The organism is Streptomyces sp. GESEQ-35 (assembly GCF_017948485.1).
GTDB lineage: Bacteria > Actinomycetota > Actinomycetes > Streptomycetales > Streptomycetaceae > Streptomyces.
In genome coordinates this window covers 109,828-126,396 of record NZ_JAFFSX010000019.1, presented here as the reverse complement: position 1 = coordinate 126,396, position 16,569 = coordinate 109,828, and the positions used below count along the sequence as shown (strand labels likewise).

Below are 16,569 nucleotides of genomic sequence, written 5' to 3'. Positions count from 1 at the left end.
CAATCCGGAACCCCATACCTCCCCTTTACACTCCTCAGGTCGCACCCCCTCACGCATTGGACGAGCCGCTCCCATGCCCAGCACCACGGTCGAGACGCCGCCCGAGGCGGACGTCTCCCTCTCCCACGGCCTGAAACAGCGCCATCTGTCGATGATCGCCCTCGGCGGTGTCATCGGCGCCGGTCTGTTCGTGGGCTCCGGCGCCGGTATCGCCGCCGCCGGGCCGTCGATCGTCGTCGCCTACGCGCTCTCCGGCGTCCTTGTGATGCTGGTGATGCGGATGCTCGGCGAGATGTCGGCCGCGTATCCGTCGTCCGGCTCCTTCTCGGCGCACGCCGAGCGGGCGATCGGCCCCTGGGCGGGCTTCACCGCCGGCTGGTCCTTCTGGGTCCTGCTCTGCACGGCGGTCGGCCTGGAGGGCATCGGCGCCGCGAAGATCGTCTCCGGCTGGCTGCCCGGCACGCCCGAGTGGGCGTGGGTGGCGCTGTTCATGGTGGTGTTCTGCGGCACGAACCTGGCCGCAGTGAAGAACTTCGGCGAGTTCGAGTTCTGGTTCGCGGCGCTGAAGGTCGGCGCGATCACGCTGTTCCTGGCGCTGGGCGTGCTGGCCGTCGTCGGCGTGCTGCCCGGCACGGACTCCCCCGGCGCCTCGAACCTCACCGACTTCCTGCCGAACGGCGGTGAGGGCCTGGTCATCGGCCTGCTCGCGTCCGTCTTCGCGTACGGCGGCCTGGAGACGGTGACGATCGCCGCCGCCGAGTCGGAGAACCCCGTCCGGGGCGTGGCGAGCGCGGTCCGTACGGCGATGTGGCGCATCGCCCTCTTCTACATCGGCTCGATGGCGGTCATCGTCACCCTGGTCCCGTGGGACTCCAAGGAGGTCGTCGAGAAGGGCCCGTACGTCGCCGCCCTCGACCACCTGGGCATCCCGGGCGCCGGGCAGCTCATGAACGTCGTCGTGCTGGTCGCCCTGCTCAGCGCGATGAACGCCAACATCTACGGCGCCTCGCGCATCGCCTACTCGCTCGTGGAGCGCGGCCAGGGCCCGAAGGTGCTGGGCAAGGTCTCCTCGGGCGTGCCGCGGACCGCCGTACTCACCTCGTCCGTCTTCGGCTTCGGCTGCGTACTGCTCAGCTACTGGCGGCCCGACGACGTCTTCTCCTGGCTGCTGAACATGATCGGCGCGGTCATCCTGGTCGTCTGGATCTTCATCGCCGTCTCCCAGCTGCGCCTGCGCCGCCGGCTGGAGCGCGAGACGCCCGAGAAGCTCGTCGTCCGCATGTGGGCGTTCCCGGCACTGACCTGGGTCGCACTCGCCGGTATGGCGGCGATCTTCGTCCTGATGGCCCGCGAGCCCGGCACCCGGGTGCAGCTGTACTCGACGGGCGGGATGACGCTGGCCCTGGCGGCGGCCGGGTACGCCTGGCAGCGGGCGCGCGCCCGGAGCTGACCGGCGTTGCACCCGCGAGGGCCCTTTTGTTGCTAGCCTGCACTTGCAAGTTACTTGCAATAAGGGGCGTCCTGCCTCGTGATCGTCTTCTCACCCTTCACGATCGGCAGGCGGAGAGAAGGAAGCCCCCGCGAGGACATGACTCGCGGGGGCCTTCCTGTGCCGCTCAGGGGTTCCCGCACGGCACATTGAGCGAGAGCAGGCCGGCGGAGCCGTCGCTGTTCATACGGAGTTCGGTGATCGCCGTGTTGCGGAGCTTCGGGAAGACACGGCGGTATTCGCTCAGGGGGATCGACAGCAGATCGCACAGCACCAGGCGCAGCAGGGTGTTGTGGGCGACCACGAGGACACGTTCGCCGGGGTGGGCTGCGGCGATGCGGCGCAGGGCCCCCGTGCCGCGGACCGCGGCCGCCGCGGGGTCCTCGGCCCGGGGGAAGGGGTTCGCCACCGGGTCGGTGCGGAAAGCCTCCGCACGCTTCGGGTCCTCGGCCGCGAACTCGGCGAGCGTACGGCCCTCCATGACCCCGAAGTCGCATTCGATCAGGGCCGGTTCGCGGTGCGGGGTGAGGCTCAGGGCGTGGCAGGCGGGATCGGCGGTGGCGATGGCGCGGGAGAGCGGGGACGTCCAGATCGCGTCGACCGCAAGGGTCGCCGCACAGCGGCCGAGGGCGTCCGCCTGGGCGCGGCCCGTGTCGGTGAGGGCGATGTCGCTGACGCCCGCGTAACGGTTCTCGGCGTGCCAGACGGTCTCGCCGTGGCGGGTCAGGAGGAGGGTCGTGCTCATGGATCCGCAGTATCCAGGTTCAGCCGGGCACGGGCGTGCGCGGCGACCGGCGACGGCAGCCAGCCGCGTGCCTCGAGTTCGTCGACGAGACGGGCGTACGGCCCGGCGAAGAGGGCCGTACGGGACGGTTCCAGCACCGTGCGGAGACGGACCATGCGCTCCGCCGCGTCGGCCGGCGACTCGGCCGCTCCGGTGCCGTAGGCCGCCAACGCCGCCATCCCCAGGGCCGGTTCCGGCTGTTCCGGTACGCGGGCCGGGCGGCCCAGGATGTCGGCGCGGAGCTGGTTCCAGTACGGGCTGCGGGCGGCGCCCCCGGTGAAGGTGAGCGCGCCGTCCAGCGGGGCGCCCAGGTAGTGCAGATAGTCCAGGCACAGACGCTCGGCGAAGGCGACGCCCTGGAGCAGCGCGGCCCACAGATCCGCGTCGCAGCTGGGTTCGCCGAGGACGACGGCGGTGGCGTCCGGCGCCAGGAACGGGAAGCGCTCGCCCGGCGACACCAGCGGGTAGGCCACCGCGCCGGCCGGTTCGAAGGCCGCCGCGGTTGCGTCCATGGCGGCCGGGTCGGCGCCCGCGAAGGCGGCGGTGAGCACACCCGCGCCCACGCTCGACGCCCCGCCCGGCAGCCAGCCCCCGTCCGGCGCACGGTGGTTGTACACGACGCCGGTGGGATCGCGGACGGGGCGCGAGGTGGCGCCCTTCAGCACCAGCGTCGTCCCGAGCACCGAGTTCCAGGAGCCCTCGCGCAGCGCGCCGGAGGCGATCTGGGCCGCGCAGCCGTCGGTCATCCCGGCGATCACCGGGGTGCCGGCGGGGATGCCGGTGGCCTCGGCGGCGGCCACGCACACCTCGCCGAGCCGGGTGCCCGGCCGTACGACGTCGGGCAGCGCCCCGTCCGGCAGACCGAGAATGTCCGGCCAGGCGTCGCGCTCCACGTCGTACGCCGTCTTCAGTGCGTGACTGGAGTCGGTCGGCACGGCCCGGCCCACGAGCCGCGCGGTGATCACGTCGGGCTGATGGGTGAGCCGCCCCGGCCCGTGCGTCTCCACCAGCCAGCGCGCCTTCGGCAGCGCCCAGGTGTCCTGCACCGTCAGTCCCGCCGCCCGGGCCTTCGCCCCCTGCTCGGCCGCCCGCCCGTCGTCGTACATCAGGGCGGGGCTGATCGGCTGCCCCGAGGTGTCGGTCAGCAGCACCGTCCCGGACGTCCCGCACACCGCGAGCCCGCAGATCCGTACCCCACCGGAGACCGCCTGCCGGGACGCCACGCACACCGCGTCCCACCACCGGCCCGGATCCTGCTCGTGCCGTACGCCGTCACGCCGCCCGGTCAGCGGGGCCGTACCGCTGCCGAGGACCGTGCCGTCCCCGGCGACGAGCAGCGCACGGACACCCTGCGTTCCCAGGTCGATCCCGAGCCATGACTCCATCGGACCTCCCACACCTGGCCGTGAACTTCTCACTCTGCACCGAGATTTCCACCTGCGCGAGGGATTGACGGCCATCTTCCGCCGTTACACCCTCTGTTAACGAGTCGACTCCATGTGTTAACCGTGTTGGCCGCGGGGTCCGGGGGTTATCCCCCGGGAAGACGCAGCAGCCCAGCACCCGGCCGGACCGAACCCGACGTGGAGGTCACGGATGGACCGCGTCCCGACGATCCGGTACGCGTGCGGGTCCGGCCTGAGAACCTGCTGCTGTTCGAGGCCGACCGGCCGGAGCGTCCAGGACGAAGGATCGGGCAGTGAACCGGGGAACGAACCACGCACAGCAGGGGCCCGCGGCCCGCCAGGCCGCCATGGCGGAGCAGGTCCTGGCCGACGGCTCGGCGACCGCCGCCGAGCTGGCCGAACGCTTCGGGGTCAGCGTGATGACCATCCACCGGGACCTCGACGAGCTCGAACGGCAGGGGATCGTGCGGAAGTCCAGGGGCGGAGTGACCGCGCAGCCGTCCGGGGTGTTCGAGTCGAACGTGCAGTACCGGCTGAAGACCATGCGGGCGGAGAAGGCCGCCGTCGCCGAGCACGCGATGAAGTCGATAGAGCCCGGCATGGCGATCATGCTCGACGACTCCACCTCCACCCTTGAGATAGCCCGAAGGCTCCGGCTCGGCGAGGTCACCCCGCTGACGGTCGTCACCAACTTCCTGGAGGCGATCAACCTCCTGTCCGACCAGCGCGGCATCCACCTCATGGCCCTCGGCGGCGACTACGATCCGCTGCACTCCTCCTTCCTCGGCGTGTCCTGCGTCGAGGCGGTGCAGTCGCTGCGCGTCGACGTCTGCTTCGCGTCGACGTCGGCCGTGCACGGGGGCTACGCCTACCACCAGGAACAGCACATCGTGTCCGTGAAGCGGGCGATGCTCGACTCGGCGGCACGCAATGTCCTGCTGATCGACCACACCAAGCTCTCCCGGGCCGCCCTGCACCGGGTCGTCCCGCTCGCCCGCTTCGACCTGCTCCTCGTCGACGACGGGGCGTCGGCCGAGGCGCTGCGGGATCTGGACGAGCACAAGGTCCGTTACGAGGTCTGCGCGACGAAGGGCAGCGGCCATGACCCAGCCGGAGCCACGTGATCACGCCGAGACGCGGGAGGCACTGCGATGAGCCGGATGCTGCGAGTGGTGGCCGCCGGTGATCACTTCGTACTGCCGTCGCTGATCGAGTCGGCGGTGGCGGACGAACTGCGCGAACACCCCTGTGACGTACGGCAGCTGACCCTCGGCTGGCCGCTCGAACCCTTCGGCCCGGTCGCCGAGGTGACGGAGGCGAGCGACGCAGAGGACGTACTGATCGAGGCGTTGTCGGACGACCGTGAGGTACTGATCACCCAGATGGCTCCGGTCACCGAACGCGTCCTCGAAGCCTCCCCGTCCCTCCGTCTGGTCGTCGTCTGCCGCGGCGGCCCGGTCAACGTCAACCTGGACGCGGCCAAGTCCCATGACGTGCGGGTGTGCTTCGCACCCGGCCGCAACGCCGCCGCCACCGCCGAGTTCACCGTCGGCCTGATGCTGGCGGCCCTGCGCCGCATCCCGCAGGCCCATGACCTCCTTGCCCGGCAAGGGAGTTGGCAGGGGGCGACCTACTACACGTACGAGCACAGCGGCCTGGAACTGGAGGACCTGCCCGTCGGGCTCGTCGGCTACGGAGCGGTCGGCAGCAGGGTGGCCCGCGTGCTCTGCGCCTTCGGCGCGCGGGTGATGGTGTACGACCCGTATGTGCACGGCGAGATCCACGGCCTGCGGGTCGCCTCCCTCGACGAACTGCTCGCCGCCTCGCGCGTGATCACCCTGCACGCCCGCCTCACCCCCGAGACCCGCGGCCTGATCGGCGCCCGCGAACTCGCCCTCCTGCCGCCCGGCGCCGTCGTCGTGAACGCGGCCCGCGGCCCGCTCCTCGACGAGGACGCGCTCTGCGACGCGCTGGAGAACGGGCGGCTGTCGGCGGCGGCACTCGACACATACGAGCGGGAGCCGTTGCCGCCCGAATCACGACTGCTGGGCCTCGCCGAACGCGTCGTACTGACCCCGCACTTGGGCGGGGCGAGCCGGGCGACCGCCGAGAAGGCGGCGGCGATCGCGGCCGGGGAGGTCGGACGGTGGGTGCGCGGAGAGCCGCTGGCGCACTGCCTGGGGTGAGAGCCCAACAGCTTCGGGCGAGGGCCCACCGACGCGCACCGAGCCAGACAAATGGGAGGTAGGTCTGTATGTACGTCGGGATCGATGTGGGCACGTCCATGGTCAAGGCCGCGGCCTTCGACCGGACCGGCCGTGAACTCGCCGTCGAGGCACGGCCGGTGCGTCTGTCGCTGCACGGCGGGTTCGTCGAGCAGGACATGGAGGAGGTGTACGGGGCGGTGGTCGCCGTCCTCGACGCACTGACCGCACGGATGCCGGAGCCCGTCGAGCTGGCCGGGCTCACCGGGCAGGGCGACGGGGTGTGGCTGGTGGACGGGGAGGGTCGTCCGGTGCGGCCGGCGGCGTCCTGGATGGACGGGCGGGCGCACGAGCTGCTCGACCGGTGGCTGGCGGACGGCACCTTCGAAACGGTGTTCCGGCGCACCGGCAACGCCATGTTCCCGGGCTGCCCGGGCCCGCTGCTCGCCTGGCTGGACGCGCACGAGCCGAAGTCCCTGGACGCCGCGAAGGCCGCCGTGTACTGCAAGGACATGGTCTTCCAGCGGCTGACGGGGGCGGCGCGGGCGACCACGGATGTGTCGGACGCGTCGATGCCGTTCCTGGACCCGCGGTCACGGTCGTACGACAACCGGGTCGTGGAGCTGCTCGGCCTCACCCACCGGCGGGGACTGCTCGCCCCGGTCAGCGACCCGCTGGCGACCGCCGAGGCGCGCGGCGAGGGGCTGCCGTCCGGAACCCGGCTCGCGAACGGCCCGTACGACCTCCCGGCGAGCGCGCTCGGCGCCGGTGTCACCTCCGCCGGCGACGGCCTGCTGATCGTCGGCACCTGTCTGGCCGCCCTGGTCGCGACGACCGACCTGGACCTGACCGGTGAACCGGCCGGCCTGTACATCTCCACCGACCGGCCCGGGCACTGGCTGCGCGCGATGCCGGCGATGGTCGGCACGGCGGCCCTGGACTGGGTCCTGACGACGACGGGCGTCGCCCACGAGGAGGTGGACACCCTGCTGACCGACACACCGCCGGGCGCACACGGCGTCCGCGTCCTGCCGTACTTCGCGCCCTCCGGCGAGCGCGCCCCCTTCGTCGAGCCCGGCCTGCGCGCCGAACTCACCGGCGTCAGCCTGGAGTCGACCCGCGGCGACCTGGTCCGCGCGACCTGCGAGGGCATCGGCTACGCGGCCCGGCACTGTCTGGAGGCGGCGGGTCTGACGGGGTCGCTCGCGGTGTGCGGCGGCGGTACCCGCAGCCACGCCTGGATGCGGCTCCTCGCCGATGTACTGGGCCGGCCGCTGCGGGTGGTCGAGGGCGAGGTGGGCGCGCGGGGCGCGGTACTGGCGGCGGCCGAGCGGTACGGGGTCGCGCTGGACGCGGGCGCGTGGACCGAGCCGACGGAGGTCGTCGAGCCGGACGCGGGGCGGGCCGCGTACTACGCGGAGGGGTATCGGGACCATCTGGCCCGGCTGGCGGGGGCGCGCGCCCATGTCGCGGGGAGGTCCGCCTGATGTTCCGGCGGTGCCCCAACTGCGGGGGCCCTCTCCAGGAGTTTCGCGAGCTCAAGGACTCGGAGAAGACGATCGTCAGACAGCAGAAGAAGGAGTTTCCGCCGGAGGCCTACGTGCGGTGCACCCGCGAGGGCTGTAGACGGTTCCAGCGGAAACTCAGGTGGGACGACGGCGGCAACTTCCCCGAGTGATCCCCAGAGGCTGGTGATCCCTAGAGGTTGCTGAAGTCCGGCCCCTTCGTACGCGTGCGCTTGATCTCGTAGAAGCCGGGGACCGAGGCCACGGCGAGGGTGCCGTCCCAGAGGCGGGCGGCCTCCTCGCCCTTGGGGGCGGGGGTGACGACCGGGCCGAAGAAGGCGAGCTGGGTGCCGTCGGCGCCGGGGACGGCGATGACGGGGGTGCCGACGTCCTGGCCGACCTTGTCGATGCCCTCCTTGTGGGAGGCGCGCAGTTCCGTGTCGTAGGTGTCCTTGCCGGCGTATTCGATCAGGTCGGCAGGCAGGCCCGCGTCGGCGAGGGCGCCGGCGATGCTGTCGTCGTTCACGCCGAGGCCCTGGTTGTGGATGCGAGTGCCGAGCGCGGTGTAGAGCTTGCCGACCACCTCGTCGCCGTGCAGCTGCTGGGCGGCGATCGCCACGCGGACCGGGCCCCAGGTCTTGCCGCCGGGCCGCATGTTCTCTGCGTATTCCTCCGGGAGCTCGTCCAGCCTGGGCTCGTTGAGCACCGCCAGGCTCATCACATGCCAGCGGACCTCGATGTCGCGGACCTTCTCCACTTCGAGGACCCAGCGGGAGGTCATCCAGGCCCAGGGGCACACCGGGTCGAACCAGAAGTCAACAGGGGTCTTGTCCGACATGTCTCTCCTCATGAGGCAAGCGAGTATCCACGCGATGTCTGAGGAACGCCGCTGCTGGCACGGCCATTCCCGGGTGCCGCGTGTCAGAGCCACATGGCAGGATCAGTGCTGTCCGCATACTGAACACACATCGAGGGAGTGCCACCCGTGCCCGGTGAGAATCTGTCCCGCGACGAGGCCCGGGAGCGGGCCGCCCTGCTGTCCGTCGACGGGTACGACGTGTCCCTCGACGTGCGGTCCGCCATCGGCGACGGGGACTCCGGAGGCGGGGCGCCGCGCACCTTCCGTTCGGTCACCACGATCCGCTTCCGCTGCGCCGAACCCGGTGCCACCAGCTTCGCGGACCTGATCGCGCCGAGTGTGACGGCCGTCTCCCTCAACGGCAGGGACCTGGACCCGAGCGAGGTCTTCGACGGTGTGCGGATCACCCTGGAGGACCTCGCCGCCGACAACGAACTCGTCGTCGACGCCCAGTGCGCCTACTCCCGCACCGGCGAGGGCCTGCACCGCTTCGTCGACCCCGAGGACGGCGAGGTGTACCTCTACACGCAGTACGAGCCGGCCGACTCCCGTCGCGTCTTCGCCAACTTCGAGCAGCCGGACCTCAAGGCGCCCTTCCGTTTCGAGGTGCGGGCACCCGAGGAGTGGACGGTCTGGAGCAACGGCGTCGGTGAACTGCACGACGGGGTATGGCGGTTCGCGGAGACCAAGCCCATCTCGACGTACATCACGTGTGTGGCGGCGGGCCCATATCACTACGTGACGGATGCGTACGAGCGCGTCTTCGAGGACGGCACCCGGCTGGAGATCCCCCTCGGCGCCCTGTGCCGCAAGGGACTCGCCCCCTACTTCGACGCCGACGACGTGTTCCTGGTGACGAAGCAGGGCCTGGACTTCTTCCACGACCACTTCGACTACCCGTACCCCTTCGGGAAGTACGACCAGGCGTTCGTGCCCGAGTACAACCTGGGCGCCATGGAGAATCCCGGACTGGTCACGTTCCGGGAGGAGTTCATCTTCCGGGGCAGGGTGACGCGGGCGTCGTACGAGGGCCGGGCGAACGTCATCCTGCACGAGATGGCGCACATGTGGTTCGGCGACCTGGTCACCATGGAGTGGTGGGACGACCTGTGGCTCAAGGAGTCCTTCGCCGACTTCATGGGCGCGTTCGCACTGGTCGGCGCGACCCGCTTCCAGGACGGCTGGATCACCTTCGCCAACCGTCGCAAGGCGTGGGCGTACCGCGCCGACCAACTGCCGTCCACCCACCCCGTCACGGCCGACATCCGCGACCTCCAGGACGCCAAGCTCAACTTCGACGGCATCACGTACGCCAAGGGCGCCTCCGTACTGAAGCAACTCGTGGCGTACGTCGGCCAGGACGCGTTCCTCGAAGGCGCGCGGCGCTACTTCAAGCGGAACGCGTACGGCAACACGCGCCTCGGTGATCTGCTGTCGGTGCTGGCGGAGACCAGCGGGCGGGACATGGCCGCGTGGGCGCGGTCCTGGCTCCAGACCGCGGGCGTGAACTCGCTGACCCCACAGGTGCTGTTGAGCCCGGAGGGCCTGATCGACGAGCTGGCGGTGCTCCAGGAGGCCGCCGAATCGCACCCGGAGCTGCGGCCGCACCGGGTGGCGGTGGGGCTGTACCGGCGTACACCGGAGGGTTCCGTCGAGCGGTACGCGCGGGCCGAGGCGGACGTGGACGGCCCGCGTACGGTCGTGTCGGAGCTGGCCGGTGCCGAGGCCCCCGACCTGGTCCTGGTCAACGACGACGACCTGACGTACTGCAAGATCCGGTTCGACGACACCTCGCTGGCCACGCTGAAGGACGGTCTCGGCGGGATGACCGACCCGCTGGCACGGGCCCTGTGCTGGTCGGCGCTGTGGAATCTCACCCGGGACGCGCTGCTGCCGACGCGGGACTTCGTCGGCCTTGTGCTGCGGTTCGCGGGGCGCGAGTCGGATATCGGCGTGCTTCAGATGCTGCACGCCTGGGCGCACTCCGCGCTGGTCAACTATGTGGCGCCCGAGTGGCGGCCGGCCGGCGAACGGCTGCTGGCCGAGGGCGCGTTGCGCGAGCTGCGGGGTGCCGAACCGGGCAGCGAGCACCAGCTGGCGTGGGCGCGGTTCTTCGCGACGGTGGCGGCGGGTGAGGGCGACCTGAAGCTGCTGAAGGGGCTGCTGGAGGGTACGGAGACGATCGAAGGACTGGAGGTGGACCAGGAGCTGCGCTGGGCGTTCCTGGGACCGCTGGCCGCGCACGGGGTCGCCGGCGAGGCGGTACTCGCCGCCGAACTGGCCCGCGACGACACCGCGTCCGGCAAGCGCCACCAGATCCGCTGCCTCGCCGCCCGCCCCTCGGCCGCGGTCAAGGCACAGGCCTGGGCGCAGGTCGTCGAGTCGGACGCGCTGTCCAACGCCCTGGTCGAGGCGACGATCGCGGGCTTTGTGCAGCCGTCGCAGCGGGAGCTGATCGCTCCGTACGCCGAGAAGTACTTCGCCGCCATCGAGCGCGTGTGGACGCAGCGTTCGATCCAGATCGGGATGGATGTGGTGCGGGGGCTGTTCCCGGGGTTGCAGGACTCCGAGGGGACGCTGGAGGCGACGGACGCGTGGCTGGCGGCGCACGAGACGGCGGCACCGGCGCTGCGGCGGCTGGTGCTGGAGGCGCGGGACGATCTGGCGCGGGCGCTGCGGGGGCAGGCGTGTGATGCGGCGGCCGACGACCGATAGGACCTTTGGCCAACGATCACGGCCCTCTGTGACCGTTACGGAATTCAGGCAATAGCAGCCGTAACCCCTGGTCCAACCCGAACGGACCAGGGGTTTTCCGTGCCTACTCGGCATCCGAACACCCGTCCTTTAGTGCCGGGTTGTCCGGTTTTGTCGACGGGCGTGTAACAACGGTTAGCGGACGGATCGGACGCGGAAGCCTCCGGGTCATGAACCCCAACACCCCGCTCCCCCCGCTCTCCCCCCGCCCCCTTCGCCACCTCTCCGAGGTGCATCGCCGCGTCATGACGGCGGCCCAGCTGCGTGCGCACGGCGTGTCCGCGGCCGACGCCAACGACCAGTGCCGGCCCGGCGGCTCCTGGCAGCAGATCCTGCCGGGCGTCTTCCTGCTCCACCCGGGCCCGCCGACCAGCGAGGAGCGGCTGCACGCGGTGCTGATGTACGCGGCGCGCGAGTCCTCCCCCGGGGTGCCGACGCAGCCGGGCGCGGACGACCCGCACCGACCGGTCTACGCGGAGGTCATGATCACCGGCATGGCGGCGCTGACCCTGCACGGTTTCGTCTCCGCTCCCCCGCTGCTGTCCCTGGAGAAGATCGACGTCCTGGTCCCGCGGCTGCGGCGGCTGCGCTCCACGGGCCCGGCACGGATCGTCCGTACGGCGGCCCTGCCCACCCCGCAACCGGTCACCGGCGTGCCCGTCGCTCCCGTGCCGCGCGCCCTCGCCGACGCGGTCTCGGACCTGGCCGACGCGGGCGCCGTACGCCGTCTCCTCACCGAAGCCGTCCGCGGCGGCCACTGCGAACCGGCCTCCGTCGTCCGGGAGTTGAACAACGCCAAACTGCTCAGCCGACCGCATGTCGTGGACGCGGTCGACTCCCTGCTCGCCGAGGGCCGCGCGATCGCGGAGGACCGGCTGTACCGGATGGTGCGCGAGTTCGGCCTGCCCGACCCGGTGTGGAACGTCGACCTGCGGCTACCCGGAGGCCCCCACCTCGGCGGCCTGGACGCGTACTGGCCGGAGCAGGCGGTCGCGGTGGAGCTGGACACCCGGGCCCCCCGCCAGGACGAGGACGCCCTCTGGTCCGAATACGCCCGCAAGCGCGAGCACCTGGAGCGCCTCGGCATCACCGTCGTCCACATCACACCGAAGAAGCTCCGCGACTCGATGGCGCAGCAGGCGACGGTGGTCCGTACGGCCCTGATGGCGGCGGCGGACCGCGATCCGGCCGCGTACGTCGTGGTGCTGCCCCGGTAGTGACGGACCGGGACCGGCATCAGGAGGGGAGAGGAGGGGCCACGGCATCGCGTCGGCGGCCCCTCCTCGTGTCGGCAGGCCTCACTCGTCGACTCCGGTCAGGCCTGCAGCCGAGTTGTCGGCCGCCGGCGCGGCGGATGCCGAGGTCGCCAGACCGGCGCCGACGAGTGCCAGTGACGAGAGAGCGACTGCGACGGTCTGGTCGGTGGCTCCCCTCGCGGTCACCGGCATGTATCCCTCACGGTGTGGCGTGAATATGGGCAGGAACCTTGCGCAAACCTTGCTTCACTGGTCGGCGTGGGTTGGCCGACGGGGGGCCGCAGGCCGGTGCACGGGATGGTGCACAGTGACTTCGGGGGAAGTACGTGACGGATTTTCTGCTGCTGGGCACGGTCGAGTTACGGCGCCCGGACGGCACGGTGGTGGATCTCGGCCCGGCCAAGCAGCGCACGGTCCTGGCGGCGTTACTGGTGGACGCGGGCCGCTGGGTGACGGTGGAGACGCTGATCGACCGGGTCTGGGGGGAGGACGCACCCCTTCAGGTGCGCCCCTCGCTCTACGCTCACATCGCGCGGATCCGCCGGTTGCTGGCAGCCACGGCGGACGGCGTGGCCGCAGGTCCGCAGCTGCGGCGCGGCCCCGGCGGGTACCTGCTCGACGTACCGGCCGACCAGGTCGACGTGCACCGGTTCCGGCAGCTGGTCGAGCAGGCTCGCGACACGGAGCGCACCGATGCCGAGCGGGTGGTGATGCTGCGTCAGGCGCTCGGGTTGTGGCGTGGTGAACCCCTGGCGGGGCCGGCGGGTGCCTGGGTGGAGCGCACCCGCGAGAGCTGGGGACAGGAACGTCTCGAAGCGGTGCTGGCGTGGGCCGATGCCGAGTACCGGGTGGGCCGGCACGCCGAGGTGATCGGTGCGCTCACCGCTCTGGCCGCCGAGCATCCCCTCGTCGAGCCGCTCACCGTGGCGCTGATGCGGGCGCTTCAGGCTGCCGGGCGTGGCCCGGAGGCCCTTGCCTATCACACCGTTCTACAGAAGCGGCTGGCCGAGGAGCTGGGCACGGACCCGGGTGCCGAAGTGCAGCAGGTGCATCAGGCGATCCTGCGCGGCGAGTCCGCCCCGCCCGCCGAGTCGGGACACGGAGCACCCGTCCCCGCACAACTGCCCTTGGAGGCAAGGGGATTCACCGGCCGGGAGGAGCAACTGGCCCGCCTGGACGGGATCCTGGCCACCTCCGCCGAGCGGCCGGCCGCGGTGGTGGTCTCGGCGGTGTCGGGGACGGCAGGGGTGGGCAAGACGGCGCTGGCCCTGCACTGGGCCCACCGGGTGGCCGACCGCTTCCCGGACGGCCAGCTCTACGTGAACCTGCGCGGCTTCGACCCGTCCGGGGCGGCCATGGCACCCGAGCAGGCGGTGCGGGACTTCCTCGACGCGCTGGGCGGTCCTGCCCAGCGCGTCCCGGCGGACCTTCAGGCGCGGGCGGGCCTGTACCGGAGCCTGCTCGCCGGCCGGCGGGTGCTGGTGGTGCTGGACAACGCCCGCGACGCCGACCAGGTCCGCCCGCTGCTGCCCGGTTCTCCCGGCTGTCTGGCCGTGGTGACCAGCCGCAACCGGCTCGCGGGCCTGGTCGCCGCCGAGGGCGCCCACCCCATCCCCCTGGACCTGCTCCAACCGGCCGAGGCCCGCGCCCTGCTGGCCCACCGGCTCGGCGAGGAACGGGTGGCGGCCGAACCCGACGCCGTGCAGGAGATCATCACCCGCTGCGCCCGGCTCCCGCTGGCCCTGGCCATCGCCACCGCCCGCGCCGCCGCCCACCCCGGCTTCCCGCTCAGCGCCGTCGCCGAGGAACTCCGCGACAGCCACGGCAGCCTCGACGCCTTCACCGGCGGCGACCTCACCACGGACGTACGGGCCGTCTTCTCCTGGTCCTACGCCGCCCTGACCCCCGTCCAGGCACGGCTGTTCGCACTGCTGGGGCTGGTCCCCGGCCCCCACATCGGACTGTTCGCGCTCGCTTCCCTCACAGGCCTGGACAGGCCCGCGACCCGCGCGGCGTTACAGGCCCTGGAGAACCTGCACCTCGTCGAGCAGCAGGAGCCCGGCCGGTGGCGCATGCACGACCTCGTGCGCCTCTACGCCGCGGACCGGGGCCGTCAGGACCTCGCGCCCGAGGAGCAGGAAGCGGCGCTGCGGCGGCTGGTCGGGTTCTATCTGCACACCGCGTGCGGAACCCTCCGGTTGATGCCGCTCGACGACGCGCCTCCCGAGCTCGGCGATCCCGGGCCCGGTTGCCGGCCGCAGCGGCTGTCCACGCACGCGGAGGCGGTGGAGTGGCTGGCCGGCGAGCTGCCCAACGTACTCGCCGCGCAACGCCTGGCGACCGACCGCGGCTGGCGGAAACCCGTGTGGCAGTTCGCCTGGAGCCTGGATCAGTTCTACGGCCTGCTGGGGCATGTCCACGACCGGGTCACGATGTGGCGGGCCGCCCTCGCCGCCCTCGACCACGACGACGCGCTCGACGTTCACATCAGGGTCCACCGGCGGCTCGGGCACGCCGCCACCCACGCCGGATCGCACGACGAGGCCAGGAAGCATCTGCGGCATGCGCTGAACCTGGCCGAGCAGGCCGGTGATCACGGAACTCAGGCCCGCATCCACATCTCGCTCGCGCAGGCCTACGGGCAACAGGACCGTCTCCGTCCGGCGCTGGAACACTCCGACCGCGCCCTGCGGCTGCTCCAGGAGCTGGATCTGCCGGCGGCGAAGGCCGCCGCGCTCAACTCGGTCGGCTGGTACAACGCCCGGCTCGGGGACTACGAGCAGGCCCGCGTCCACTGCGAGGCGGCACTGCCGTTGGCCCGCCGCGCCCGGCACGAGAGCATAGAGGCCGACATCCTGGACAGCCTCGGCTACATCGCCCACCACACCGGCCGCCATCTGGAAGCGGTGGACCACTTCCGGCTCGCCGTGGACCGGTACCGCGGCTCCGGTTCGGACCGCTGGGCCGCCGACACGCTCGACCGCCTCGGGCACGCCCACCGAGCACTCGGCCGCTCCGAACAGGCCCGCAGCACCTGGGAAGAGGCCGCCGCGATGTACCGGGACCAGCACCGCCACACACTCGCCGAACGCGTCCAGCGCCGGCTCGACGACCTCGATCCCGCTCCCGGCGACCGCTAGCCCCCGTACCGGCGGATCCGGTCACTTGCCGCAGAACTCCCCCTCGATCACCGCGACGGCGCGCCCCGTCCAGTCCCCGTTGAAGTTGAAGGCGAGGGAGTGGCGGCCGTCGGCGGTGGTGACGGCCACCGACGAGGAGCCGTGGATGCCGCCCTCGTGGCCCCAGACGTGGACGCCGCAGCTGAGCTTGACGTCCATGATGCCGAGCCCGTAGCGGGCATCGTTCGTTTGGGGGTTCGCCACCGTGGTCTTCATCTCCTTCAGCTGCTCGGCCGGCAGCAGCCTGCCCTGAAGCAGGGCCCGGTAGAAGCGGTTCAGGTCCGCCGAGTCGGAGATCATCCCGCCCGCGGCCGAGGCCGCCGAGGGGTTGAACTCCGTGACGTCGTACGTCGGTCCCGTCGTCTCCTCCGCCAGCTTGGAGTAGGCGCGGCTGCTGGGCTGCGGGACGGTGACCCGGGTGCCGGGCACGGAGGTGGCGGTGAGGTGCAGGGGGTCGATGATGCGCCGGCGCACCTCGTCGCCGTACGGGTGTCCCGTGGCCTTCTCGATCACCATGCTCGCGACGACGTAGTTGGTGTTCGAGTAGCTGTAGGAGGTGCCGGGCTCGAACACCGGCTTGTGCTTCATCGCGATCGCCACCAGCTGCTGGGGCGTCCTGGTGTCGAAGCGGTGCTTGAAGAAGCCGTCCGCCAGGAAGAACGTGCGGACGAAGTCGTCGTCCTGCGTGTAGTTGTAGATGCCGCTGGTGTGGTTGAGGAGCTGCCGGAGGGTGATCTGCGCACCGTCGTGGCCGTTGCCCTCGACGACGCCCGGCAGCCACTTGTCCACCGTGTCGTCCAGGGACAGCCTGCCCTCGGCCTCCAACTGGAGCAGCACCGTGGCCACGAAGGTCTTGGTGATGCTGCCGACGCGGTAGCGGTCGTGCTCCGAACGCGGCTGGTCCGTCTTGATGTTGCCGACGCCGGCCGTCGTGGACCAGGTGCCGTGGCCGTCCTTCGCGGTCGCCGTGACACCGGGTACGCCGGCCTCGACGGCTGCCTCGATCGCCTTGCGGGTGGCGCCGTGGCCGCCGCCGCTGTCGGTGGCGGCCACGGCTGGTCCCGCGAGTGCCACCGCCGACAGCGCGACTGCCGTCGCCGCTGTCAAAGTCATCCGTACGGTCATGTCTCTTC

Annotated in this window: 12 protein-coding genes; 7 read left to right on the top strand and 5 right to left on the bottom strand. The window is 71.6% G+C overall.

What is annotated here, in order from left to right:
• Nucleotides 1-73 precede the first annotated feature (73 nt).
• Complete coding sequence (locus tag KCH87_RS31065; protein ID WP_210589931.1) at nucleotides 74-1,450, top strand: amino acid permease; 1,377 nt, start codon at nucleotides 74-76, stop codon at nucleotides 1,448-1,450.
• Between the two features lie 166 nt (nucleotides 1,451-1,616).
• On the opposite strand, the gene KCH87_RS31060 is transcribed toward KCH87_RS31065, so the two are convergent.
• Together KCH87_RS31060 and KCH87_RS31055 are read right to left on the bottom strand one after the other, a co-directional pair.
• On the bottom strand, nucleotides 1,617-2,234 hold the full coding sequence (locus KCH87_RS31060; protein WP_210589929.1) for a histidine phosphatase family protein: 618 nt from the start codon (nucleotides 2,232-2,234) through the stop codon (nucleotides 1,617-1,619).
• Entirely contained in the window at nucleotides 2,231-3,658 is a 1,428-nt protein-coding gene (locus tag KCH87_RS31055) for an FGGY-family carbohydrate kinase (protein ID WP_210589926.1), read from the bottom strand. Before KCH87_RS31055 ends, KCH87_RS31060 begins: the two co-directional genes overlap by 4 nt.
• 368 nt (nucleotides 3,659-4,026) lie before the next feature.
• Here KCH87_RS31055 and KCH87_RS31050 point away from each other — a divergent pair, with 368 nt between their 5' ends.
• The 3 genes from KCH87_RS31050 to KCH87_RS31040 all read left to right on the top strand — a co-directional run bounded on the left by KCH87_RS31050 (nucleotide 4,027) and on the right by KCH87_RS31040 (nucleotide 7,370).
• On the top strand, nucleotides 4,027-4,803 hold the full coding sequence (locus KCH87_RS31050) for a DeoR/GlpR family DNA-binding transcription regulator (protein ID WP_210590087.1): 777 nt from the start codon (nucleotides 4,027-4,029) through the stop codon (nucleotides 4,801-4,803).
• A gap of 27 nt (nucleotides 4,804-4,830) precedes the next feature.
• Nucleotides 4,831-5,865: a 2-hydroxyacid dehydrogenase gene (locus KCH87_RS31045; RefSeq protein WP_210589924.1), complete on the top strand. Its 1,035-nt coding sequence runs from the start codon at nucleotides 4,831-4,833 to the stop codon at nucleotides 5,863-5,865.
• A gap of 68 nt (nucleotides 5,866-5,933) precedes the next feature.
• Nucleotides 5,934-7,370 (top strand): FGGY-family carbohydrate kinase, encoded by a 1,437-nt coding sequence (locus KCH87_RS31040; RefSeq protein ID WP_210589921.1) that lies wholly within the window; start codon nucleotides 5,934-5,936, stop codon nucleotides 7,368-7,370.
• A gap of 211 nt (nucleotides 7,371-7,581) precedes the next feature.
• On the opposite strand, the gene KCH87_RS31035 is transcribed toward KCH87_RS31040, so the two are convergent.
• Nucleotides 7,582-8,226, bottom strand: coding sequence for a DsbA family protein (locus tag KCH87_RS31035; protein ID WP_210589918.1), 645 nt, complete (start codon nucleotides 8,224-8,226; stop codon nucleotides 7,582-7,584).
• A 147-nt stretch (nucleotides 8,227-8,373) separates the two neighbouring features.
• On the opposite strand from KCH87_RS31035, the gene pepN reads away from it, so the two are divergent.
• Nucleotides 8,374-10,962, top strand: a complete 2,589-nt coding sequence (gene pepN, locus KCH87_RS31030) for an aminopeptidase N (RefSeq protein WP_210589916.1) — start codon at nucleotides 8,374-8,376, stop codon at nucleotides 10,960-10,962.
• Nucleotides 10,963-11,171: 209 nt separating this feature from the next.
• Nucleotides 11,172-12,218: a hypothetical protein gene (locus KCH87_RS31025; RefSeq protein WP_210589913.1), complete on the top strand. Its 1,047-nt coding sequence runs from the start codon at nucleotides 11,172-11,174 to the stop codon at nucleotides 12,216-12,218.
• 81 nt (nucleotides 12,219-12,299) lie between these two features.
• Here the strand turns inward: KCH87_RS31025 and KCH87_RS31020 are convergent, their stop codons facing one another.
• Nucleotides 12,300-12,443, bottom strand: a complete 144-nt coding sequence (locus KCH87_RS31020; protein WP_210589910.1) for a hypothetical protein — start codon at nucleotides 12,441-12,443, stop codon at nucleotides 12,300-12,302.
• Between the two features lie 140 nt (nucleotides 12,444-12,583).
• On the opposite strand from KCH87_RS31020, the gene KCH87_RS50185 reads away from it, so the two are divergent.
• Nucleotides 12,584-15,397 (top strand): BTAD domain-containing putative transcriptional regulator, encoded by a 2,814-nt coding sequence (locus KCH87_RS50185; RefSeq protein WP_210589907.1) that lies wholly within the window; start codon nucleotides 12,584-12,586, stop codon nucleotides 15,395-15,397.
• A 21-nt stretch (nucleotides 15,398-15,418) separates the two neighbouring features.
• On the opposite strand, the gene KCH87_RS31010 is transcribed toward KCH87_RS50185, so the two are convergent.
• Nucleotides 15,419-16,561 (bottom strand): serine hydrolase, encoded by a 1,143-nt coding sequence (locus tag KCH87_RS31010; RefSeq protein WP_210589905.1) that lies wholly within the window; start codon nucleotides 16,559-16,561, stop codon nucleotides 15,419-15,421.
• Between the last annotated feature and the right edge of the window lie 8 nt (nucleotides 16,562-16,569).